Source organism: Empedobacter stercoris (assembly GCF_020281205.1).
Classification (GTDB): domain Bacteria; phylum Bacteroidota; class Bacteroidia; order Flavobacteriales; family Weeksellaceae; genus Empedobacter; species Empedobacter stercoris.
The window spans coordinates 1-24,170 of record NZ_JACXZC010000029.1 but is presented as its reverse complement, the minus strand read 5'-3'; the positions used below and the strand labels follow the sequence as shown (position 1 = coordinate 24,170).

Annotated in this window: 18 protein-coding genes; 6 read left to right on the top strand and 12 right to left on the bottom strand. The window is 32.5% G+C overall.

What is annotated here, in order from left to right; genetic code table 11:
• The first annotated feature begins 723 nt into the window (after nt 1-723).
• Nucleotides 724-1,506 carry an RNA polymerase sigma factor gene (locus IF125_RS12105; RefSeq protein ID WP_225542675.1) on the top strand — a complete coding sequence of 261 codons (783 nt, stop codon included), beginning with the start codon at nt 724-726 and terminating at the stop codon, nt 1,504-1,506.
• Nucleotides 1,507-1,508: 2 nt separating this feature from the next.
• Nucleotides 1,509-2,606, top strand: a complete 1,098-nt coding sequence (locus tag IF125_RS12100) for a hypothetical protein (protein WP_125350260.1) — start codon at nt 1,509-1,511, stop codon at nt 2,604-2,606.
• Between the two features lie 1,011 nt (nt 2,607-3,617).
• Here the strand turns inward: IF125_RS12100 and IF125_RS12095 are convergent.
• From IF125_RS12095 to IF125_RS12065, 7 genes are all read right to left on the bottom strand, one after another.
• Nucleotides 3,618-4,757, bottom strand: coding sequence for a M28 family peptidase (locus tag IF125_RS12095; protein ID WP_225542674.1), 1,140 nt, complete (start codon nt 4,755-4,757; stop codon nt 3,618-3,620).
• Nucleotides 4,758-4,792: 35 nt separating this feature from the next.
• Entirely contained in the window at nt 4,793-5,473 is a 681-nt protein-coding gene (locus IF125_RS12090; protein WP_225540061.1) for an SIR2 family NAD-dependent protein deacylase, read from the bottom strand.
• 494 nt (nt 5,474-5,967) lie between these two features.
• A complete protein-coding gene (locus tag IF125_RS12085) occupies nt 5,968-7,770 on the bottom strand; it encodes an acyl-CoA dehydrogenase family protein (protein ID WP_225542673.1) in 1,803 nt (600 codons plus the stop codon).
• 87 nt (nt 7,771-7,857) lie between these two features.
• Nucleotides 7,858-9,039: an acetyl-CoA C-acyltransferase gene (locus IF125_RS12080; RefSeq protein WP_225540059.1), complete on the bottom strand. Its 1,182-nt coding sequence runs from the start codon at nt 9,037-9,039 to the stop codon at nt 7,858-7,860.
• A gap of 28 nt (nt 9,040-9,067) precedes the next feature.
• A complete protein-coding gene (locus tag IF125_RS12075; RefSeq protein WP_171623200.1) occupies nt 9,068-9,412 on the bottom strand; it encodes a four helix bundle protein in 345 nt (114 codons plus the stop codon).
• A 42-nt stretch (nt 9,413-9,454) separates the two neighbouring features.
• The gene (locus tag IF125_RS12070; RefSeq protein ID WP_225542672.1) at nt 9,455-11,854 is read right to left on the bottom strand and encodes a 3-hydroxyacyl-CoA dehydrogenase/enoyl-CoA hydratase family protein; all 2,400 of its coding nucleotides are present in this window, start codon (nt 11,852-11,854) and stop codon (nt 9,455-9,457) included.
• Nucleotides 11,838-12,299 (bottom strand): MarR family winged helix-turn-helix transcriptional regulator, encoded by a 462-nt coding sequence (locus tag IF125_RS12065; protein WP_171623198.1) that lies wholly within the window; start codon nt 12,297-12,299, stop codon nt 11,838-11,840. Before IF125_RS12065 ends, IF125_RS12070 begins: the two co-directional genes overlap by 17 nt.
• A 325-nt stretch (nt 12,300-12,624) precedes the next feature.
• On the opposite strand from IF125_RS12065, the gene IF125_RS12060 reads away from it, so the two are divergent.
• Nucleotides 12,625-14,574 (top strand): KUP/HAK/KT family potassium transporter, encoded by a 1,950-nt coding sequence (locus tag IF125_RS12060; protein ID WP_225542671.1) that lies wholly within the window; start codon nt 12,625-12,627, stop codon nt 14,572-14,574.
• A gap of 122 nt (nt 14,575-14,696) precedes the next feature.
• Nucleotides 14,697-15,023, top strand: coding sequence for a YegP family protein (locus IF125_RS12055; RefSeq protein ID WP_188319655.1), 327 nt, complete (start codon nt 14,697-14,699; stop codon nt 15,021-15,023).
• A 108-nt stretch (nt 15,024-15,131) separates the two neighbouring features.
• Here IF125_RS12055 and IF125_RS12050 read toward each other — a convergent pair whose 3' ends face one another.
• On the bottom strand, nt 15,132-15,596 hold the full coding sequence (locus tag IF125_RS12050) for a Dps family protein (protein WP_171623195.1): 465 nt from the start codon (nt 15,594-15,596) through the stop codon (nt 15,132-15,134).
• A gap of 253 nt (nt 15,597-15,849) precedes the next feature.
• Between IF125_RS12050 and IF125_RS12045 the strand changes: the two genes are divergently transcribed.
• Nucleotides 15,850-16,377, top strand: a complete 528-nt coding sequence (locus tag IF125_RS12045) for a hypothetical protein (RefSeq protein ID WP_225542670.1) — start codon at nt 15,850-15,852, stop codon at nt 16,375-16,377.
• 61 nt (nt 16,378-16,438) lie between these two features.
• Here the strand turns inward: IF125_RS12045 and prfA are convergent, their stop codons facing one another.
• The 4 genes from prfA to IF125_RS12025 all read right to left on the bottom strand — a co-directional run bounded on the left by prfA (nt 16,439) and on the right by IF125_RS12025 (nt 22,053).
• A complete protein-coding gene (prfA, locus tag IF125_RS12040; protein ID WP_225542669.1) occupies nt 16,439-17,530 on the bottom strand; it encodes a peptide chain release factor 1 in 1,092 nt (363 codons plus the stop codon).
• 108 nt (nt 17,531-17,638) lie between these two features.
• Complete coding sequence (locus IF125_RS12035; RefSeq protein WP_225542668.1) at nt 17,639-19,003, bottom strand: T9SS-dependent choice-of-anchor J family protein; 1,365 nt, start codon at nt 19,001-19,003, stop codon at nt 17,639-17,641.
• Nucleotides 19,004-19,192: 189 nt separating this feature from the next.
• A complete protein-coding gene (locus tag IF125_RS12030; protein WP_188319654.1) occupies nt 19,193-21,379 on the bottom strand; it encodes a glutamine synthetase III family protein in 2,187 nt (728 codons plus the stop codon).
• A 260-nt stretch (nt 21,380-21,639) separates the two neighbouring features.
• Nucleotides 21,640-22,053: a DUF4293 domain-containing protein gene (locus IF125_RS12025; RefSeq protein ID WP_171623190.1), complete on the bottom strand. Its 414-nt coding sequence runs from the start codon at nt 22,051-22,053 to the stop codon at nt 21,640-21,642.
• 174 nt (nt 22,054-22,227) lie between these two features.
• Here IF125_RS12025 and rho point away from each other — a divergent pair, with 174 nt between their 5' ends.
• Nucleotides 22,228-23,883: a transcription termination factor Rho gene (gene rho / locus IF125_RS12020; RefSeq protein ID WP_171623189.1), complete on the top strand. Its 1,656-nt coding sequence runs from the start codon at nt 22,228-22,230 to the stop codon at nt 23,881-23,883.
• Nucleotides 23,884-24,170: the final 287 nt, after the last annotated feature.

Genomic DNA, 24,170 nt, shown 5'->3' with positions numbered 1-24,170 from the left:
TTTAAAGAACAATTCTCCGTTTTATAACATTTAACGGAACGTAAAGAAAAGGTTCCCCTTTCTTTACACGCTCTCTATCAGAGCCTCGGTAATGAGACTTTGACAGCTAGGTTATACTTTTATTTTTCGCACATTAAAAGTAAACCCTTTATTGCCATTTTCCAAATTTATTGGGCTCTGCTACCTTTTTTGTTTGTTGTATTATGTAAAAAGTACAATGTATTATGTATTTGAGGTTAAGATCAAGAATGAGATTCTTCGACGGGTTCAGAATGACAAAATCTGTTATTTAAAGTGGATTTGAGTATTGAAAAAGGAGTTAAAAATCCGACGATTTAGAATCGAAATGCAATTCAACTCTAAATTATTGGAATAAAAAAGTTGAGGTGTTTGAACGAAGTGAGTTATCAACTTTATGGAAATAAATTATTTAGTTGAATCATTGAGAGACTACTGTCGGCATCTTTTTTTGTTTCGTTTTTTGGATGAGCTTCCCCGAAGGGCATATGAATACCGACAATAAAAATAGATAAGTAATGAATAAAAAAATGAAAGTAAAGAACAAATTTGAAATAAAAAACAAAAAACCCTTTCCCAAAAACAAAGTTGGCGCGATGTACAGGAAAAAGAGTGACTTTTAAAACTAATGTTGAATTTAAAAACTATGTAAAAACGTAGAACGTCATACGTATCACGTAAAACATAAATAAAACCACCTTTATTATGCTAGAAAAGGAATTTGAATTATTAAAAAAAGGTAATTCTACTGCCTTCGAACGTATTTATGTCAGGTACAATAAACGAATCTTTTGGTTTGGTAAACAAATAATTGAGGATGAATTTGTAGTAGAATGCTTGGTACAAGATGCATTTCTAAAATTATGGGAATATCGCGAAAAGATGGAATCTCCTGATCATATCTTTTTCTTTTTAAGGTTTGTAATGAAATACAGTTGCTATTCGCATTATGCTAAACCGAAGAATAAGTTTTTTAGAACTGTAAGTTCACTAGAAAGTTATGAGAATTATCAAAGTTATTTGGCTGGATATGATCCCGCAGATAACATTCAAAACCTAAACGAACAAGAAACACAACAGCACTATTTTGATCAAATTATAAAAGTATTACCCTTATTAAGTGCTGAAAGAAAGCATTTGATTGAACTCTGTTTAAAACATGGATTTCAATACAAAGCGATTGCTAAAGCAATGGGAAGAGGAATCACTGAAACGAGTAACGAAATTAAACATGCTATTGATGATCTTAAGAAGATTTTAAGTCACCAAGATAAATTAATTATTAAAACCAAAACAGTCTCTACAGCAGAGAAGGAAAATCAAATATCTGAAACACAATCGTTGATTTTAAAACTTCGATGTAAGCATAAACAATCTTTTTCAACAATAGCTTCAGCATTACAATTGTCTCAAAAAGAGGTACACAATGAATTTATAGTCGCTTATAAATTCACTCAACAAAACAAAGTTCAATCCCTAAACTATTGATCATGGAAAAATCTACTTTAATACTCACTCGAAAAATACAAATACTTATCGATTTACCAACTCAAGAAGAACGCAAAGAGGCATTAGACAAGCTTTATAGATGGCAAAACAGATGTTTTAAAGCCGCTAATTTGATTGTTTCTCATTTGTATTTACAAGAAATGATGAAAGATTTTTTGTACCTCTCTGAAGGTGTTAAATATAAATTAATGGACGAGAAGAAAGATGCAGAGGGTATATTAAAAAATTCGCAAATGAGTACCACTTATCGTGTGCTATCAGACCGTTTTAAAGGTGAAATTCCAACCAATATATTATCTTGTTTAAATAATAGACTCCACAGTTCATACAACAAAGATTCTCAAAGATATTGGAAAGGAGAAGCTTCGTTAAAAAACTTCAAACGAGATATGGCATTTCCTTTTGGAGCAGAAAGTATACGTAGCTTCTCTTACAATCCTGAGAAAAAATGTTTTTGTTTTCGGTTGTTTCAACTTCCATTCAAAACCTATTTGGGAAAAGATTTTACAAGTAATAAAAGGTTATTGGAACAAGTGGTAAGCGGAGAAATTAAACTTTGTACATCACAAATAAAGTTAGAAAAAAGTAAAATATTTTGGTTAGCTGTTGTTGAGATCGAAAAAGAAAATCATCAATTACAACCCGAAATTATTGCAGAAGCTTCCCTCTCTTTAGAATATCCGTTGGTTGTAAAAATAGGAAAATCTCGGCTTACTATAGGAACCAAAGAAGAGTTTCTATACCGAAGGTTAGCGATACAAGCGTCCCGTAAACGAATACAAATTGGGGCAACTTATGCAAAATCGGGCAAAGGAAAAACGAGGAAACTAAAAGCGCTAGATAAAATGAGTCAAGTAGAAAAAAATTATGTGCATCATCGACTACATGTTTACAGCAGAAAGTTAATTGATTTTTGTGTAAATAATAAAGCAGGAACACTTATTTTAATGGATCAAGAAGAAAAGATAGAGCTGGCCAAAGAAGAAGATTTTGTACTGAGAAATTGGAGTTATTATAAACTGATGACCAAAATAAAATATAAGGCAGATAAAGCAGGAATTGAGCTTATAACAGCTTAAAAATATAATTTTTGAGGGTGATTGTACACCCGTAAGGTGAGGTTGATAATAAACACTCACTAAATATAAACAACATATATAACGCAAGGGCCAATTTTTTTTCATCTACAGATACTTGCTAGATACTCCCAACATAAAGGCAGGATAAAGGCAACATAGTGGCAGTAGAATGTATGTAAAAGATTTTTGTAGTTCAGGGGTTGTAATAATTGCCAAGTTGTTTTTTATACAAAAAAATGTTTAGTGGAATACAAAAGGATATCATTTTTAAAGTTTCAATGAATTTAAACTCGTCTTTTGAGCAATGATAATCTTTAAATTTCATTTAAAAAAGTAGATTTTAGTGTTGTACTATGTAATATTTATAATGTATTAAGTAAAATCCATTATGTATTTGTGAGAGGCTGGAATTTTCAAGGCTTCGAAATAACACAAAATCACTTTTTGAATACAAATATAAAATGAAGTAGATTACCAAAATAACCTTTGAGAATCATTTAAATCGTAAGAACACATGACCAAAAACAGTATTTCCACTTGATATTCAGCATAATGACCAAGACGATTCAAACCTCTAAAATAAGTATCATTGGATGCGATTCTGAAATAAACTTAGAATGACAAAATCCGTAAAACGTTAAGCGTAGAACGTAAAACTTAATAAAACCTATGTTTCTATTGTGGTTGGAATATTCATTTTTTATTCGGTATTCTTCTTGAAGGGGCACAACAACGATGTAAAATTACCCCTTAGATAAACAAATTCATTAGAAGTGACGAATGATGAACCTAATTGGTTATCCATTAACCTAAATGGAGGTTGTATGCACTAAAATGCATTTTTTCTGTATCAGTTGTGTATCCACGCTGTATCGATTCCATATCCATTGTATATCCATTCCCTATGGTTTGTTCGATGCTCGTATATCGAAGAATTAATTCCCCATTAGACAAAAAAAGTAACTATTTAGCTAAAAAAGACAATTTATTACAGCAATGAGGAGCAACAATTTATTTTTTTATGATTTTAGAGTGGTATTGATTTGAGTTTACATTGATGAAATAAACACCAGTCGTAAGGTGTTCTAAATTTATTTGCGAGACAGCTGTTTGAAATTTTTTATCATAAACCTGCACTCCTACTTCATTGTATATGGTAATTCTTGGCTGCTTCAAAGTCTGAGAAAAATAAAGGTAGTTCTTTACTGGATTTGGATATACCTGTAAAGTAGAAATCGGATGATTTGTTGTATTCAACTTCTCTTGTGCTTGAGAAAAATGCAACAACGTCGCTAATGCCCCTTTGGCCACTTCTGTAAGATAAGTGAGATCTAAATGATCGATTATATCTTGAGAGGTATGCGCATAAGGAGTTTGATTTTGCTCGAAAAGTCCCGTTATCGGATAACCAACTGCTTGAAAAGGCATATAATCGGAACTGTAAGCATTCGATATTTTAGTTTGAAGCGATGTGTACAAGGGGAAAATAGTTGCCATTTGATTGGTTAATTCTGACGAAGCTGCATTATTCGATGTTGGATTGCTTTCGTCTTGTTCGCAAATAATTGTCGTGTTTGCCTTGTTTGCTACTCCACCAACCTCATCTATATTGAGTACAGCTTTAATTTTTAGACTTTGAGGAACTGCAATTTTATTAACATATTCTTGACTTCCTATCAAACCACGTTCTTCTCCTGTGAAATGTATAAATTTGATTGAATAATCGGTTTCAATATCTTTCATTAATCGAGCAATTTCCAATAAAGTTACTGTACCCGAGCCGTTATCATTTGCTCCAGGTCCATTTAAAGTATCGTAATGCCCATCAATAATAATGAATTCGTCAGGGTATTTTTTACCCATTTTTGTTACAATAAGATTATACCCAACATTTCCAAAAACATTTACCGATTGCTGCTCAATCTGAGTATATCCATATTTTGCATAATAAGACTTTAACCAACTGAAGGTGTAATCATGCGCCGAAGATCCTACGGTTTTAATTCCAAAATCTTGAAATTTTTGTAATTTTTGTTGAACAGAATCATATTTCACTTGATCTACGATTGATTGGTAATAAGTGTTAACTTCTTGTGCATTTAACGTTATAGAAGCTAAAAGAACAAAATAAGGTAAAAATATATACTTCATGAACTATGATTTTAAACAATTTAAAACGTAAAATTCTAAAATTTATTCAAAATAGTTTTTAAATCATCTAAGCTTTCTGTTGCTTTTTTCTTGATATGAATAATTGAAGAATCGGTATAAGAATCTGAAGGATCAATATACAGAATAGGCACATTTGGTTTTACATAATCTTTGAGCGAAGCAGCGGGATATACTTGCATCGATGTTCCAATAATCATCAAAATATCTGCTGTCAAAACCTCATCAATTGCATTTTCTATTTCAGGAACCATTTCTCCAAACCACACAATATGCGGACGAAGCTGATTTCCGTCTTCTGCTAAATCGCCAAGTTTGATTTCGTTATTCCAATCAACAATCAACTTTTCGTTTTTTTCGCTACGTGCTTTTCTTAACTCACCATGTAAATGAATCACTTTAGAAGAACCAGCTCTCTCATGCAAATCGTCTACATTCTGAGTGATAATCGAAACATCAAAATCCTGTTCTAACTCTTTTAGAAAAAAATGCGCTGCATTTGGTTCAACTTCGAACAATTGTTTGCGACGTTGATTGTAAAAATCTTGAACCAATTTCGGATTTCTAAGGTAACCATCAATAGAAGCAACCTCCATAATATCGTGATTTTCCCACAATCCGTTTGCATCTCTAAAAGTAGATAATCCACTTTCGGCACTAATTCCTGCTCCCGTTAAAACCACCAATTTCTTTTTCATTGTATTGTTTTATAACGTAAATATAACGTTATAAAACAAGAAAACTCCACTTTTACAAATGGATTTTTTTAGGTTATTTCATCTTTCTTAATTCATCTATTTTCACCAAACACATCACACAAAATGTAACAAACATGGTTAGCGTAAGAATAATAGCGTTAGTTAACATAAGCTTTGGTTTTATGGATTAATATTTTTATTAAAGTTACTATGAAACATTCTTCTGAAATAATTTTTTAGATATAAAAACACACTTAACTTATTTATTTTTAATGAATAAACATTATTATTTAACCAAAAAAAACCTCAATTGGAACACAACTGAGGTCTTTCTCTACTAAAACTTAAGTACCATGAAAACTCAACTAACTTATATAAAGACTAGTACTTGACTTATATTCATCAAACGATATACCAAATTAATATTCAAGCTATTAAATATAAAAAAAGCAGTCAAAATTGACTGCTTTAGATAATTTAACTTTAAAATAGTATTAGAACGTGTATTTATTTTCTTTGATTAAAAGATCTGCGATTTCAGTTTTTAAGTTCACTATGTTTGGATATTCGTTGTAACGCGTAAACCTTCTTAAACCTGATAACATCATACGTTGCTCATCTCCTTCTGTGAAAGAAATAATTCCGCGAGTTGCTTCTGATTTGATAATCTCAACAGATTTGAATAACTGTAATTGAACTAATTTTTCTGCATTTTTCGCAGCGTCAGCACCTTTTGTAATTGCAATTTTTTCTGCACGTAACATCGCAGATTCTACCATATAAATTTCTTGCATGATACGCGAAGCAGCAATAATCAATTGTTGGTGTTGTTCTAATTCAGCTCCAAATTTTTGTAATGCTGAACCCGCAACCATAAAGAATGCTTTTTTCAGATTAGAAATAATTTCTTTTTCTTGTGCAAATAATTCTGAATAATCTGGAACATCAAAAGATGGAATTGACATTAATTCGTTGGCAACATTCATTGCTGGAGACATTAAATCTAATTTTCCTTTGAATGCACGTTTCACCAACATCGAAATACATAATAAGGTATTGATTTCGTTTGTTCCTTCGTAAATTCTTGAGATACGCGCATCTCTCCAAGCTGCTTCCATTGGCATTTCTTTCGAATACCCCATTCCTCCGTAAATCTGAATTCCTTGATCGGCAGAAACTTGAGCTGCATCAGAAATCCAAACTTTCAAAATAGAAGCTTCAATTGCATATTCTTCGATACCTTTTAACTCGGCTTCGTTATGTGGCATTCCTTTCGCAATATTATCTTCGATTGCATCTTCCACATCTTTTGCCGCGCGGTAAGCACCCGCTTCTGAAGTAAACGCAGAAACAGCCATATCAGCTAATTTTTCTTTGATTGCTCCAAATGTATTGATTGATGTATTGAACTGTTTACGTTCTGCTGCATATTGTAAAGAATAATCTAAAATACGACGTTGAGCATCTAAACATGCCGCCCCTAATTTGATACGACCAACATTCAATGCATTCATTGCGATTTTAAATCCTCCGTTTCTTTCTCCTAAAAGATTTTCAACTGGAACACGAACTTCATTAAAGAAAACTTGACGTGTTGATGAAGATACAATTCCTAATTTATCTTCTTCTTCTCCTAAAGAAAAACCAGCACCCGCTTTATCTTTTTCTACGATGAAAGCAGTGATGTTTTTATCCTCATCGATACGTGCAAAAACAATGAATAAATCTGCAAAACCAGCATTTGTAATCCACATTTTTTGACCTGTGATGATGTATTCTTTTCCATCTTCAGAAAGAACAGCTTTTGTTTTTCCCGAATTTGCATCAGAACCTGCTTCTGGCTCAGTTAAACAATATGAAGCAAACCATTCTCCTGTTGCTAATTTTGGTAAATATTTTTGTTTTTGCTCTTCTGTTCCGTATAAAGTGATTGGCATTGTACCAATTCCGGTATGTGCACCGAAAGCTGTTGCTAAAGACCCTGTCGCTCCAGAAATGTAATCGCAAACTAACATTGTAGTAACGAATCCCATTCCCATTCCACCGTATTCTTCTGGAACAGAAATTCCTAATAATCCTAATTCACCAATTTTACGCATTAATTCTTCAATTAACGCATAATCTTTTTTCTCGATTTTGTGTTTATTCGGAACTACTTCTTTATCGATAAATTCTTTTGCTGATTGCAAAATCATTTGTTGTTCTTCTGATAAATCTTCGTAAGTGAAGATGTCGTTAAAAGAGGCATCTTTAATTAAGTATTGACCTCCTATTAATCTATTTGGATTTGTAGACATATTTTTTTGTTGTTTTAGATATTAGATTTTAGAAATGAGAAGTTAGATAAATCTGAAATCTATAATCTAACCTCTCAATTCTGTGTTTTATTTTAGGTATTCGAAAATTGAAGCTGCCCCTTGACCTGTTCCAACACACATGGTAACCATTCCATATTTGGCTTTACGCGCTTCCATTTCATGTAACAATTGAACGGTTAATTTTGTTCCAGAACATCCCAATGGATGCCCTAAAGCAATTGCACCTCCATTTACATTAACAATATCAGGATTCAGATTCAACTCGCGCATTATCGCAACAGATTGCGAAGCGAACGCTTCATTCAATTCAATTAATTGGATATCTTCTTGTTTAAGACCTGCTTGTTCCAACGCTTTCGGAATAGCGAACATTGGTCCCATTCCCATAATACGTGGTGCTAAGCCAACCGTAGAATACGCCATTAAACGAGCAACTGGCTCAAGACCTAATTCTTTTACCATATCTTCTGACATTACCATTACGAAAGCAGCTCCGTCAGACATTTGCGAAGAGTTACCAGCAGTAACCGATCCTCCTTGTGCAAATACAGGGCGTAACTTTGCTAAACCTTCAATAGACGTATCAGCGCGAGGACCTTCGTCCACTTTGAAATCTATTTTCTTGGTTTGAACTTTTTCTTTATCATCTAAGAAGTTATATTCAACTCCTATTGGAACGATTTGAGAAGCAAATTTTCCTTCGGCATTTGCTTTTAACGCTTTTTGATGCGAATTGAATGCAAACAAATCTTGGTCTTCGCGAGAAACTTTAAATTCCTTCGCAACTTCTTCAGCCGTTAATCCCATTCCCCAATAATAATCTGGATGATCTTTTGCTAAAGCTGTTTCTGGAATTGGCTTGTAACCTCCCATCGGAATATACGACATCGATTCTGCACCACCTGCGATGATACATTCTGCCATTCCTGTTCTAATTTTAGCAGCTGCTAATGCAATTGCTTCCGAACCTGATGCACAATAACGATTTACTGTAACACCTGGAACTTTATCTGTATCTAATCCCATTAACGAGATAAGACGTGCCATATTCAATCCTTGTTCTGCCTCGGGCATCGCACAGCCTACGATCAAATCATCGATACGTGCTGGATCTAAAGTTGGATAATCTTGCATTAAACGCTTAATTACTGTAGCAGCCATTTCATCTGGACGCGTAAAACGTAATGTTCCTTTTGGTGCTTTTCCTACAGCTGTTCTATATCCTGTAACTATATATGCTTGTTTCATTTTATTAAAAGTATTATGTATTGTTGTATTATGTATTAAGTGACTTTTTTAACTTAGCTATCATATTTTGTATATGATTCAATTCTTTCAAACATTCATCATTTTCAATATAATTAAGTTTTAATGCAATAATTAATTGAGTTTCTAATTCAAAACTCGAAGCTAAAGCAATAGATAAAAATTGATTAAATTCTTTTTTACTATTTCTACCAGCTCCTTCTGCTATATTCGAAGGAATTGATATTAAACTTCTTTTTATTTGTGATGTCAAACTATATATTTCTTCCTTAGGAAAAGATTTCAAAATTGAATAAACATAAATTGTATAATCAATTGATTTTTGCCAAACAAGTAAATCTTTATAGTTATTCATCTTAATACTTTTTACATTTTACTTAATACAAAAATCAAAATACTAGTTTCTTAAAGGTTTACCTGTTTTCAACATATGTTGGATACGCTCTAACGTTTTTCTTTCGCCACAAAGCGATAAGAAAGTTTCGCGCTCTAAGTCTAACAAATATTGTTCTGAAACATAAGTCGATTCAGATAAGTTACCACCTGTCATTACATATCCTAATTTATTTGCAATCAAACGATCGTGATCTGAAGCAAAACGTCCAGCAACCATAGAATCTGTTCCGACATAGAACATTCCCATCGCTTCTTTTCCTAACACTTCTACTTTACGTTGAATTGGTTGTGTGTAACCTGCTTCTGCCATAATAATTGCATGCTTCTTCGCTTCTGCAATTTGGCGTTCTGCATTTACCACAACAATATCTTGCTCACGAATAATTCCCATATTCTTCGCTTCATAAGCTGAAGTTGCTACTTTAGCAGTTGCGATATTCATGAAATTATCACGCAAATGATTTACTTTTACATCATCTTTCAATGCAAATTCTGTTGCACGGCGCGCAAATTCTTTTGAACCTCCACCACCTGGGATCAGACCAACTCCAACCTCAACCAAACCAATGTAAGTTTCGGCAGCAGCTACAATTTTATCGGCATGCATCGACATTTCACAACCTCCACCAAGTGTCATTCCATGAGGAGCAACAACGACTGGAATAGATGAATAACGAACACGCATCATGGTATCTTGAAACATTTTGATTGCCATGTTCAACTCCCACCAATCTTGCTCAGCAGCCATCATCATAATCATTGCTAAATTAGCTCCAACAGAGAAATTGTCGCCTTGGTTACCAATCACAACTCCACGATAATCTTTTTCAGCTAACTCGATTCCTTTATTAATTCCTTGTAAAACTCCTCCTCCAAGAGAATTCATTTTAGAACGGAATTCGATATTAATGATACCATCACCTAAATCTTGAATTGAACATTCTTTGTTTGACCAAATTTCGTTGGTTTTTCTAATGTTATCCAATACGATAAATGCATCTTGACCAGGAATTAATTCGAATTGTTTTGAAGATTGATTATAGAATAATTTCTTTCCATTTTCAATTTTATAGAAAGAATCTGCTCCAGTTTCTGCCAATTCTTTTACCCAATCCGAAACCTTGAAACCTTCTGATTCTACTAATTGAATTCCGCTTTGTAAACCAACTAAATCCCATGTTTCGAATGGTCCATATTTCCAAGCGTAACCAGTTTTTAACGCATCATCTATTGGATAAAGAACATCGGTTATTTCTGGAACACGTTGCGAAACATAAGCAAATAATGACGCAAAATGTTTACGGATTAATTCTCCAGCCTTTCCTGAGTCTTTCAATAAAACACCTAATTTATTACGCATAGAACCTGCATTTTTAGCAGTTTCTACAGCTGTAACTTTTGCACGTTCCATCGGACGATATTCTAACGTATCAAGATTTAACGCAAAACGATTCGTGTTTCCGTCTTTGTCAATCTCTTTGTAATAGAATCCTTTTTTGGTTTTATCGCCTAAGAATTTATTTTCGATTAAGAAATTCAAGAATTTTGAATCTTTCAGACCTTGAATCATTTCGTCGTTTGTTGCATTTTGCTGTAAACCTTTTGTTACATTATATGCAGTATCCAAACCAACCAAATCACCCAATTTGAATGTCCCCGTTTTTGGACGACCCAAAATAGAACCTGTTAACGTATCAACTTCTTCAATCGTTAATCCGATTTCTTGCGCCAATTCCATCACTTTTGCCATCGAGTAAACTCCCACTCTATTCCCGATAAAACCTGGTGTATCTTTACATAAAACAGGTGTTTTACCTAAAAATAAAGATGCATAATTTTGGAAAAACTCAACAACAGATTGATCTGTTTGAGGAGTTGGAATAATTTCGAATAATTTTAAGTAACGTGGTGGATTAAAAAAGTGCGTTCCACAGAAATGTTTCTGAAAATCTTCCGAACGACCTTCCGCCATCAAATGAATTGGAATACCAGAAGTATTCGACGTCACTAAAGTTCCTGGTTTTCGGAAGTTGTCGACACGTTCGAAAATAGATTGTTTAATATCCAATCTTTCGATCACAACTTCTATTACCCAATCCGAGTTTTTAATTTTCTCGAAATCATCATCAAAATTTCCTACGGTTATACGAGAAGCAAATGCTTTGTCATAAATTGGTGAAGGATTGCTTTTTAAAGCAGCGTCTAAATGAGTTTGAGCAGTTCTGTTACGAACTACTTTACTCTCTAAAGTAAGTCCTTTCGCTTGCTCTTGTGGTGTAAGCTCGCGAGGAACCATATCTAACATCAAGACTTCGACTCCGATATTTGCAAAATGACATGCAATACCAGACCCCATTACTCCTGATCCTAATACAGTTACATGTTTAACGTGTCTTCTCATAATTGTTTTTAAATATTTTTTTGTCCGATATTAATTGGTTAATCTTATAAATCACTTCCAAGAAAATTTGCATTTTTTCTGGATCGATGTGATTATTAATTGATTCATTAAACTGCAAAACAAAATGTTTTGAAATGTCTCTCATTCGTAAACCTTCCTCTGTCAATGTGATTAAAACACTTCGACCATCTTCTGGATTTGGTTTTCTGACGATAAATTTTCTTGCTTCTAAGTTTTTCAATGTACGTGATAAGCTCGTTGGCTCTATTCCCATTTTAGGTCCTAAAGATGTACTTGGCGTACCTCCCTTTGGATCTATTGATAATAATGTAAAAGCATACACCATAGTGGAATCGTAAGCTCCTGCTTGCTCGTTATACATTTTTTGTACAGAAAGCCATGTTGAACGCAATAAATAATCTATCGTTAAATCTTCTCTTAACATATTTTAGTGTATGTCTAACAAATATAATCTTTTTTTATTATGCAAGCATAATAAAGTTTTAAAAATTAATTTATCTAAATGCAAATCATTACAAATTATTAATTTTCAATAAGATATTAGTTTAAAACAATCCCTTAAAAATAAATACTATGGATAAACAATACTTAAATTTATTCATAATTAACCAAAAGAAAAGAATTGGTGTAAAAATACGCTATGATTAAAATCGAAAATAAATATAAAGTAGCTTTTGTATTATAAATAAATAAGATTGTAAAATCTCTTTTCAACAGCATACATTCGTAGAAATTTTAAAATATTGCTTATGGAATCAAACCATACAATGAATAAAGTAACAGCGGCAACTCTATTAATCGCATTTGGAATCATTTACGGTGACATTGGAACAAGTCCTTTATATTTAATGAAAGCGATAATTGGAGAAAATCGTGTAATTGATGAAGCAATTGTCTACGGAGGCGTTTCGTGTGTTTTTTGGACTTTATGTTTTCAGACTTCGATCAAATATGTATGGTTGACACTAAAAGCAGATAATGATGGTGAAGGAGGAATTTTTTCGTTGTATTCGCTGATCAAGAAAAAAGGTAAAAACTTAATTATTCCAACGATTATTGGCGCTTCTGCATTACTTGCAGACGGTATAATCACTCCACCTGTTTCCGTCTCTTCCGCTGTAGAAGGACTTCGGATGTTAAATGGTTTAGAACACCTCCCTACTATTCCTATTGTTATCTTTATCCTTTCGATGTTATTTTTCTTCCAACGATTTGGAACAAATAAAGTAGGTAAAATATTTGGGCCATTTATGGTTTTATGGTTTACGATGCTTTTGGGGTTAGGAGTTTTACACATCGTACATCATCCAAGTATTATTAAGGCTTTAAATCCTTACTACGCTTACAATCTTTTAATGAATTATCCTCATGGATTTTGGATACTTGGAGCCGTTTTCTTGTGTACAACTGGAGCAGAAGCCTTATATTCAGATTTAGGTCATTGTGGTCGAAAAAACATCAGAATCAGTTGGATTTACGTTAAAATCTGTTTAGTTACAAATTACTTAGGTCAAGCAGCATGGTTGATGCATCAAGATAATCCAATGTTAGACGGACGAAATCCTTTTTACGAAATGATGCCAGAATGGTTTCTAATTCCTGGAATTTGTATTGCTACTGGTGCAGCTATTATTGCTTCTCAAGCTTTAATCACAGGTTCATTTACCTTGATCAACGAAGCTATTAACTTAGGTTATTGGCCAAGAACATTGATTATTCAACCTAACGAACACAAAAGTCAGGTTTACATTCCTACAATCAACTTCTTATTGTGGGCAGGTTGTGTATTTATTGTCTTATATTTCCGAGACTCTTCTCACATGGAAGCCGCTTATGGACTTGCAATTACCATTACCATGTTAATGACTACTTTTTTGTTATCGTATTATCTAAATTATTACACCAAATTCAACAAACTATTTATAGTTGCTATTTTATCCATTTTTGTCGCTATCGAAAGCTCTTTCTTTATCGCGAATGTCGTAAAATTTGTAGATGGTGGCTATTTAGCCCTATTAATGGGATGGTTGTTCTTCGTGATTATGTATTGTAGTTTTTATGGTAAAATTCTCAATTCACGCAACCTCGAATTTGTCAAAATAAAGCGATATGCCAATGTATTAACAGAATTAAGCGAAGACAAAACCATAAACAAATATTCGACTTTCTTGTTTTATTTAACCAAATCTACCAATCCAAAAAACATTGAAAAATACAGTATTCAATCTATCCTATCAAAGCGACCAAAACGTGCAGATGTATATTGGTTTGTCAACATTAGTCGTGATAGCGAACCTTATACATTAAATTATAAAATTCTGCCAATTGTTGAGCAAAAAATATATCGAATTACGTTTAATATTGGATTTAGAGTTCAACCCAAAACAGAACAATATATCAAAAAAGTAATCAATGATATGTATGCAAATGGAGAATTGGAATTAAAATACTTGAATCCTTGTCTAAAAAAATACAATCAAGATCCTGACATGAAATTTGTATTAATTGAAAAATTCCCTTCAATTGAAACCAAACTAAGCATGAAAGAATTCTTTACTTTAAAAATATATTACATTTTAAAGAAAATAGAATTTAACATACCGAAATCTTTTGGACTTGAGAAAAATGACGTTGTAATCGAACACATCCCGCTATATGTTCATAAAAACAATGTTGACAATTTGAAGAGAATCGAATAAAAATTTGAAATCCTGAAAATTAATTTCAGGATTTTTTTATTGAACCTATTTTTCATCATTCAAACTATCAAATAAATTTTATACATTTATATTCATCATAAACCATTAAATATCTATTTATTATGTTTGAAATTTATCAAGACAAAGCAGGAGAATATCGTTTTCGTTTGAAAGCTAAAAACGGACAAAATATTTTGGCAAGCGAAGGGTACAAACAAAAAGCAAGTTGCGAAAACGGAATCGAATCAGTCCGTAAAAATTCGCAAGATGATTCTAAATTTGAATTGAAAGAAGGAACTTCTGGAAAATGGCATTTCAATTTGAAAGCTACGAATGGACAAATTATTGGAACAAGCCAATCGTACGAAACAGAATCTGGTGCTAAAAATGGAATAGCTTCTGTAAAAACAAATGCGTTAGATGCAGAAGTAAAAGAAGTAGAGGGTTAAAATACAAACCTCTATAAAAAGCTGAAGCCTTGGAAAATCCAAGGCTCAACCTAATTAACACTAATATGAATTAACACTAAAAACTTATGAAGTAAAATAATGTTCACTTTATTTAAGATGCGATCTAAGCATCCAAGCAGTTTTTTGATGTTGTTCTAATAAACCAACTAAGAAATCCGAAGTTGAAATATCGTTGAACTCATCAATTTCTACTACAGCTTCTGCCAAAAAGTTTATAATCACTTCGTGGTCGTGTAGCAAATCAGCAATAAAACTTAAACTATCTTTGTTTTCTGTTTTTCTTGCCTCTGACAAATGAGCTAACTGCAAATACTCTGCCATTGTTGCTGGTGCGTATACATCTTTTTGACGTATTTTTTCCGCAACATCGTCTATGACAATTTGTAACTCGTTATATAACGTTTCAAAATACACATGTATGGTTTGAAAATCTGGACCTTCAATATTCCAATGTGCATTTCTTGTTTTTAAATATAAAATATGCTCGTCTGCTAATAATTTAATTAAAATATCAGCGATTTTTTGTTTTTTTTCTGGCGATAATAATTTCATTTGTTTAAATTTTTATATTGTCTATTTTGATTAACTTTACTACTGCAAAGATAAAACCAGAAAAGCAATAAATTATAGATTTATTAAACCTAATATCTATTCTTTTATAATAAAAAACTATGAACGACTCGTTACGATTAAAATTAATAATGATGTTTATTGAAAAACAGAATTATTATTTTTGATAGGACAAATTTATAGTGGTTTTTTCAATTATAGCCATTTTTAAACGTTAAATATTATTTAAATTTCTATGAAAAAGTTACTCTTATTTATCATTTCTTTAACCCTAAGCAGTATTACTTATGCTCAAATAAATCAAAATCAATTACTTAACAATAATTGGCGATTTGGTGGCGGTCTTGGATTATCTTTTGGTAATAATGGTTATTTTGGTTTCAATGTTTCTCCAAGTGTTGGTTACATGATTGCTAACAATTTAGAACTTGGTGCTGCAGCCGGTTATCAATATGCAAAAGACGATTATGCTAAATTGAATTTATTTAATGCTGGACCTTATGTTAACTTTTTTCCAGTCGAAAATCTTTTTCTTAGAGCCAACTATATGTACTACACAGGGAAACAAAAGTATAACGAACGTTATAACTATAATTACGAAACAAAATTAGATGAATCTGCTTTATGGTTAGGTGCTGGTTATCAATCTTCTGGATCTGTAAGATTTCAAGCAGGTGTTATGTATAACGTATTATACAAAGAAAATGAAAGTATATTCTCTAGCGGATTTCAACCTTTTATGGGTGTATCTATAGGTTTATAATAAACGAAAATCCATCTCAGTCATTGAGATGGATTTTTTTATTCTATTAATCAGATGAATATTAGAAATCTTCATCTGATCCTTTCAATTTTTCTGCATTTTCTGCCACTTTCAACGCATCAATCATTTCTTGAATATCTCCATTCATAAAGTTATCCAAATTGTAAATCGACTTATTGATACGGTGATCCGTTACACGTCCCTGCGGATAGTTGTATGTACGAATTTTAGCCGAACGGTCTCCAGTTGACACTAAAGATTTACGTTGAGCCGAACGCTCTGAATGTTTTTTCTCGAATTCTATTTCATACAATTTTGTACGTAACAATTGCAATGCCTTCTCGCGGTTTTTATGTTGCGAACGCGCTTCTTGACAAACAATTACGATACCTGAAGGTTTGTGTGTTAATTGAACTTTCGTTTCAACCTTATTTACATTTTGTCCTCCCGCACCAGACGAACGAGCTGTTTGATATTCTAAATCTGCTGGATTAATCACCACATCCACTTCTTCGGCTTCTGGTAAAACCGCAACAGTAATCGCCGAAGTATGCACACGCCCCTGAGATTCTGTTTCTGGAACACGTTGTACACGATGAACTCCTGATTCGTATTTCATCGTTCCATAAACTGCATTCCCTTCCACTTGCATCACCAACTCTTTGTATCCTTTTCCAGATGCATCAGAAGTATTCAAAACTTCATGTTTCCATCCTCTTTCTTTAAAATACATCGAATACATACGGTAAATGTCTTCTACGAAAATTGCTGCTTCATCTCCTCCTGTACCAGAACGCAATTCAACGATAACGTTTTTATCATCTTCTGGATCTTTTGGAATCAACATCATTTTGATCTCTTCTTCTATTGCAGGAATTGCATTGATTGCTTCATCTTTTTCGATTTTAGCTAATTCAACCATTTCTGTATCAGAACCGTCATTAATGATTTCGTCTGCTTCTTCAATCGCATTTAAGTATCCTTCGTATACTTTTTGAATCTCTACGAAATCTCTTAAATCAGAATATTCTTTGTTTAATTTTGCATAACGAGCTTGATCTGTCACGATATCTGGTTGGATGATCAAATCTGCCACCTCATCAAATCGTTGTTTAATTGCTCTTAATTTATCTAATAGACCTAAATCTGCCATATACTTTTATTGGATTGCAAAGATACAATAACTCAAGTGATTCAGAAAATTTGAATAAAAAAAACCGATGAAAAATCATCGGTTTTGTATTCTAATCTTAGTTAAAAATTATTTTTTAACTAATTTTTTCACAACTTTGCTTGTGCCATTATTAATTTCTAAAATATAAACTCCTTTTGGTAAAGATGAAATATCGTATGAATCTGCGTGTTTAAATGTTTTAACTTTAGCTCCATTTAGATTAAATAATTCTAAAGTTACTTTAGATTTATCTGCATTTGAGTCTAAGTTTACTTTGAATGAATCTTGAACTGGATTTGGATACACACTAACAGCTTTATCTGATTTAACAGTTGATGTTCCTAATGTTTTCAATTTTCCTTCAACGGATACATTATCAATATTGATTCTGTACATATCTGATACATTAAAGTGTCTGAATGTAATATAGATTTTTTGTCCTACAAATTCTGTTAAATCTACTGATCTTTCAGTTTCTGTACCAGGCAAGTCTTTTTCGGTAAACACCTGTTTGAAATCTGATTCATTAGAAGTATCGTTAGTTGTAGAAATATAAACGGCATAATTCTCTTTGTTATACAATGGATCAGAAGCAAAAACTCCATATTTCAAAGTTGCTTTACCGTCTACATTTGTTAAATCAATTTCTGGAGATGTTATCCAGTTATCTGGAGTTAAAGGACCATAATCATTAATATAAGATGCCGAAGTAATTAATGGACTGCCAACAGGGTTACCTGATGCATCTGTTGATTGAACAGCTGACCAATTAAATTTGTCTCCATCTTTATCTGATAACTTCCAATCAGAAATATCTACATCGTCAAAATTATCTGACCAAATAACATCACTTGTTGGATCTGGATCACCTCCTCCTGAAGATTCTGTCACCTTTATATCATCAATTAATAACATAAACATATCAGTAGAGTTATTAACAAATGCTATTCTTACTTGCTGTCCTGCATAGTCTTTTAAATTGAAAGTTCTTTTTTTCCAATCACTATCTTCAGCTGACACGCTTAATATTTCAGTTTTAAAATCAGCTATTGCATTACCTCCTGTAGAAATCATGACTTTATAACCGTCAGAAAAATCTGGGTCTTGCGCTTTAGCTTTCCATTCTAAAACAGGATCTTTAGCATCTTTAAGATCAATAACTGGTGAAATCAACCAATCGTCTGATGTTCCTGTTGGACTGTACCATGAAGTACTCATTGCTGCAAAGTTTCCCATAGGTCCACCATAATTTCCATTATTTCCTTGTCGATCAATAGAATTCCATCCATTTGTTATGAAATTCACTGCAGACGCAGGCTTATTCTTATCATTATCTATAACTGTCCATGCGCTAATACCTGGTCCATTCCCATCAAAATTTTCTTCAAAAATTTGTGCTGATAGCGTTGCAAGAGACGATAAAGTCAATAAAGAACATAAAATTTTTTTCATAAAAAATTCATTTTAAGTGTTAATTAATATTAATGTTACTATAAACTTATAGAAAAAAATATATAAAACACAATATTGCCTTATCAAAACGCTTAATTTATAACAATTCAAAATAAATGACATATATCACTTGTTTAAACAAAAAAACCGATGAAAAATCATCGGCTTTGTATTATATCATTAAAAATATTATCGGGTAAACAATAACTCTCTATATTTTGTTAAAACCCAATATTCGTTATCCACCATCAACTCTAACTTATCTGCATGGTAACGAATTTCGTCATAATAAGGTTTTACTTTATCACAATAAGCGTGAGCTTTTTCTTCTAAAGACTCCACCACATTTGCCTCCTTACGTGCATCCATCATCAAGTGTAATTTTGCATTTAATTCGTTAACGTGCATCGAAATTTTCTTCAAAATAATTAATTGCTCTCCAGCATATTGTTCATAGTCGTCTCCGAATATATCTTTGAATCCTTTAATATTTTTGATTAACAAGTTTTGATATTTAAAAACAGTTGGGATAATATGATTTCTTACTATATCACCTAAAACACGTCCCTCTATCTGAATTTTCTTGATATAATCCTCTAATTCGATTTCGTAACGAGCCTCAACTTCTGTATGATTCATCACATTTACTTCCGCAAATAAATCCAACGATTTTTGAGAAATTTTTGCTTTTAAAGCTGCTGGAGTTGTTTTATGATTTGATAATCCACGACGAACCGCTTCTTCTTCCCATTCTTTACTGTATCCATCACCTTCAAAAAGAATATGTTTGGTTTCTTTGATGTATTCGCGTAAAACGTTAAAAATTGCTTCATCTTTTTTCAAACCGCTTTCAATCAACGTATCAACTTCTTTTCTAAAATCCATCAATTGTTTGGCAACAATAGCATTCAAAGTTGTCATTGCGTTTGCACAGTTTGCTGTAGAACCAACCGCACGAAACTCAAATTTATTTCCTGTAAATGCAAATGGAGAAGTTCGATTACGATCTGTATTATCTAATAATACATCTGGAATTTTCCCAACGACATTTAATTTTAGATCCGTTTTTTCTTCTGGAGATAACTTCCCTGTCGAAACACCTTCTAATTCTTCCAATACTTTTGTCAATTGCTGACCAATAAAAATTGAAATAATAGCAGGAGGCGCTTCATTTGCACCTAAACGATGATCATTAGAAGCTGATGCAATAGACGCACGTAATAATTCTTCATAAATAGAAACCGCTTTTATTGTATTAATAAAAAATGTCAAGAACTGTAAATTACTATTTGGCGTTTTGCCTGGCGCTAATAAATTCACTCCTGTATCAGTTGCCAACGACCAGTTATTGTGTTTTCCAGATCCATTAACACCTTTGAAAGGTTTTTCGTGAAATAACACTTTAAAATGATGACGCTCTGCTACTTTTTGCATGACATCCATTAATAATGAATTGTGGTCAACCGCTAAATTTGTTTCTTCAAAAATTGGCGCTAATTCAAATTGATTTGGAGCAACTTCATTATGACGTGTTTTGACAGGAATTCCTAACAACATACATTCGTTCTCTAAATCGCGCATATAATTCAACACGCGAGTAGGAATCGATCCAAAGTAATGATCCTCTAATTGCTGTCCTTTAGCCGAAACATGACCTAACAATGTTCTACCAGTTTGTAAAATATCAGGACGAGAAGCTGCTAAAGCATCGTCAATTAAGAAATATTCTTGTTCCCAACCCAAAGTTGGTGTAACTTTCTTTACATTTTTATCAAAAAATTTCGCCACCTCTGTAGCCGCTTCATCTATAGACAAAAGTGCTCTTAACAATGGGGCTTTATTATCTAAAGCTTCACCTGTATACGAAACAAAAACGGTAGGAATACACAATGTTGTTCCAAAAATAAATGCAGGAGAAGTAGGATCCCAAGCTGTATACCCGCGTGCTTCGAAGGTGTTTCTGATTCCTCCATTCGGAAAAGAAGATGCGTCTGGCTCTTGTTGAACCAATAATGATCCACTAAATTTTTCTACTGGATCTGCTCCGTCAAATGAGGTTTCAAAAAACGCATCATGTTTTTCTGCTGTAGTTCCTGTCAGAGGCTGAAACCAATGTGTATAATGCGTAACTCCTTTACTCATCGCCCATTCTTTCATACCTAAAGCTACAAAGTCTGCCATTTTACGGTCAATTTTAGTACCATAATCCATTGCAGAACGTACTGCTTTGTATGCTTCCGAAGTTAAATGCTGACGCATTACTTTGTCATTAAATACATTACTTGCAAAAATATCTGATTTTTTACCTAAATCAGGAACGCTAACCGGCTTACGATTACTTGCGGCTTTTAAAGCTTCAAAACGAAATGATGTCATAAAGAAATAATTTATGTTGTTTTATGGTACAAAAATAAATAAAAAAATAAACACAAAATAAAACTACCCCTATTTTTTTAGGGGTTAATCGAAAATTAATACAACTTAACACTTCTATACCCCTGTTTTAAACAGTCAATAAAATAAAAAAGTAAAATTCTTCTTTATTTTATATTAAAATGTAATTAATAGAAACAAAAAAAGCAGTTTCAACACGTTGAAACTGCTTTTAGACACTCATAATATAAAAAGTTTTTGGTCTATCTGAATCTATCTACTGATTTTACAAGATCATCATCCTTCTTAATCAAACGATTGGCAATTGACAGAAGCACAATCGAAGCTAAAGGAACTAATGCCCAAATACCTTTCTCAGAATTTCCTTCTCCAGGTAATGTTAATAGACAGTAAACAAAAGAACCAATTAATAAAACATTCAAAATAATATTTAACCATCCCAAGCTAATCTGTAAGCTTCGTTTTTTAAAAAACATAATGGTTAAAAACGAAATTAAAGCTGATGAGAAAAAGGCTAATGAAAAAATGTAATCTCCCTTCTCTGGATTTTGCAACCATTGTAATGGAATATCAAATAGTTTATCAAAATTCATGGCGAATATACTCGAAATTATTCCACTTAAGAATAAATATATACTTTGCTTTCTTTGAATCATTTCTTAAATTTCGAATACAAATGTAAAAAAACTTTTTGAGTTTTTATAATTATTCGTACTATTGCATTAATAAATCTCAAATTTATTCGCTTTGTAACAATTCTATTGTTATGATTCCCAATTACTTTATTGAATAAAAAAATATAAATACATTAATACCTTCATTATAGGATTATGTTTGATATCGAAAAATTAAAATCATTCAAATTACCAGATTTACAACAAGTTGCAGAGCAATTAAAAATCGATGGGTATAAAAAATTAAAAAAAGGCGAGCTGTTAGATACTGTCTTAGCTTTTATTAATACTCAACCAAAAGTTGAGGAAAGTGTTGAAACAAAAGCAGAAACGAAACCTGCTGTAAAAGAAAAAGCACAAGAGAAAACCGATAATCTTCCTGTTGAAGAGAAGAAACCGAAACGTAAAAGAGTTCAAAATCCAGAAGTAGAAACTCATCAAAAAGAGACTATTCAAGAAGAAGTCAAAATCGAAAAGATGGATAATACTTCAGAAGAAATAGACAAAAATGAGGAGAAAAATCCTCGTGTTAATAAATTTCAGGAACGAGCGAACAAAAGCCAAGACCTGAAAAAAAATAACAATCAGAAGAGAAACAATCCATCTGATCAACGTAATCAAAACGAACCATCTCAACAAAACAATCACCCCAACCAACAAAATCAAAAAAATAAATACCGCGCTGCGAATTATGAATTTGATGGAATTATCCAAACAGAAGGTGTTTTAGAGATTTTACCAGATAACAATTATGGTTTTTTACGTTCGTCAGATTTCAATTATTTATCTTCTCCAGATGATGTTTATGTTTCTCAATCTCAAATTAGATTATTTGGATTAAAAACGGGAGATACAATTACAGGAGAAGTTCGCCCTCCAAAGGAAGGTGAAAAATATTTTCCTTTAATTAAAATCAAAGAAATTAACGGACGAACGCCCGATTATGTACGCGATCGTATCGCTTTTGAGCATTTAACTCCACTTTTCCCTAACGAGAAATTCAATCTTAGTAATTCTAAATCGTTATCAAATCGCGTAATTGATTTATTTACACCAATTGGTAAAGGTCAACGTGGGATGATTGTGGCGCCACCAAAAACGGGTAAAACAACCTTATTGAAAGATATTGCGAACGGAATTGCTCAAAATCATCCAGAGGTATATTTGATTGTTTTATTAATCGATGAACGTCCAGAAGAGGTAACTGATATGAAACGCTCTGTAAACGGAGAGGTTATTGCGTCTACGTTTGATGAAGAAGCAAATCGTCATGTAAAAGTTGCGAACATTGTTTTAGAAAAAGCAAAACGTATGGTAGAATGTGGACATGATGTCGTAATACTTTTAGATTCTATTACGCGTCTTGCTCGTGCTTACAACACGGTTTCTCCTGCATCTGGTAAAGTTTTATCGGGTGGTGTTGATGCTAATGCATTACACAAACCAAAACGTTTCTTTGGAGCTGCTCGTAACATCGAGAATGGAGGTTCTCTTACAATTATTGCAACTGCATTGATTGATACAGGTTCTAAAATGGATGAAGTTATTTTCGAAGAATTTAAAGGAACTGGTAACATGGAATTACAATTGGATCGTAAGATTTCGAACAAACGTATTTTCCCTGCGATTGATTTAGTAAGTTCTTCTACGCGTAAAGATGATTTATTATTAGACGATAAAACTCAACAACGCATGTGGGTATTAAGAAATATGTTGGCGGATATGAATCCTGTTGAAGCGATGGATTTCTTGCATCAACGTATTAAAACAACTCGTAGCAACGAAGAATTTTTAATTTCGATGAACGGATAAAATTGTTCTTAACATAAATTCAAAAACCATCTAAAGTTATTTAGGTGGTTTTTTTGTTTTAAAAAGTAATATATTCATAAAGTCAACATTAAGATACTTTTATTATGTATAAATATTTTATCATTATTATTTATCTTATAATTTCATCTTGCGCTGTAAATCATCAAGAAGAATTATTAAAAAATAGATATATAAATAAAAAGGTAGTATTTCTAAGTTCAACAAATAAGTGCAACTCAAATTAAATCATTGGGGGCTAGCCCCCAATGATTAGCCAAGTGCTAAAT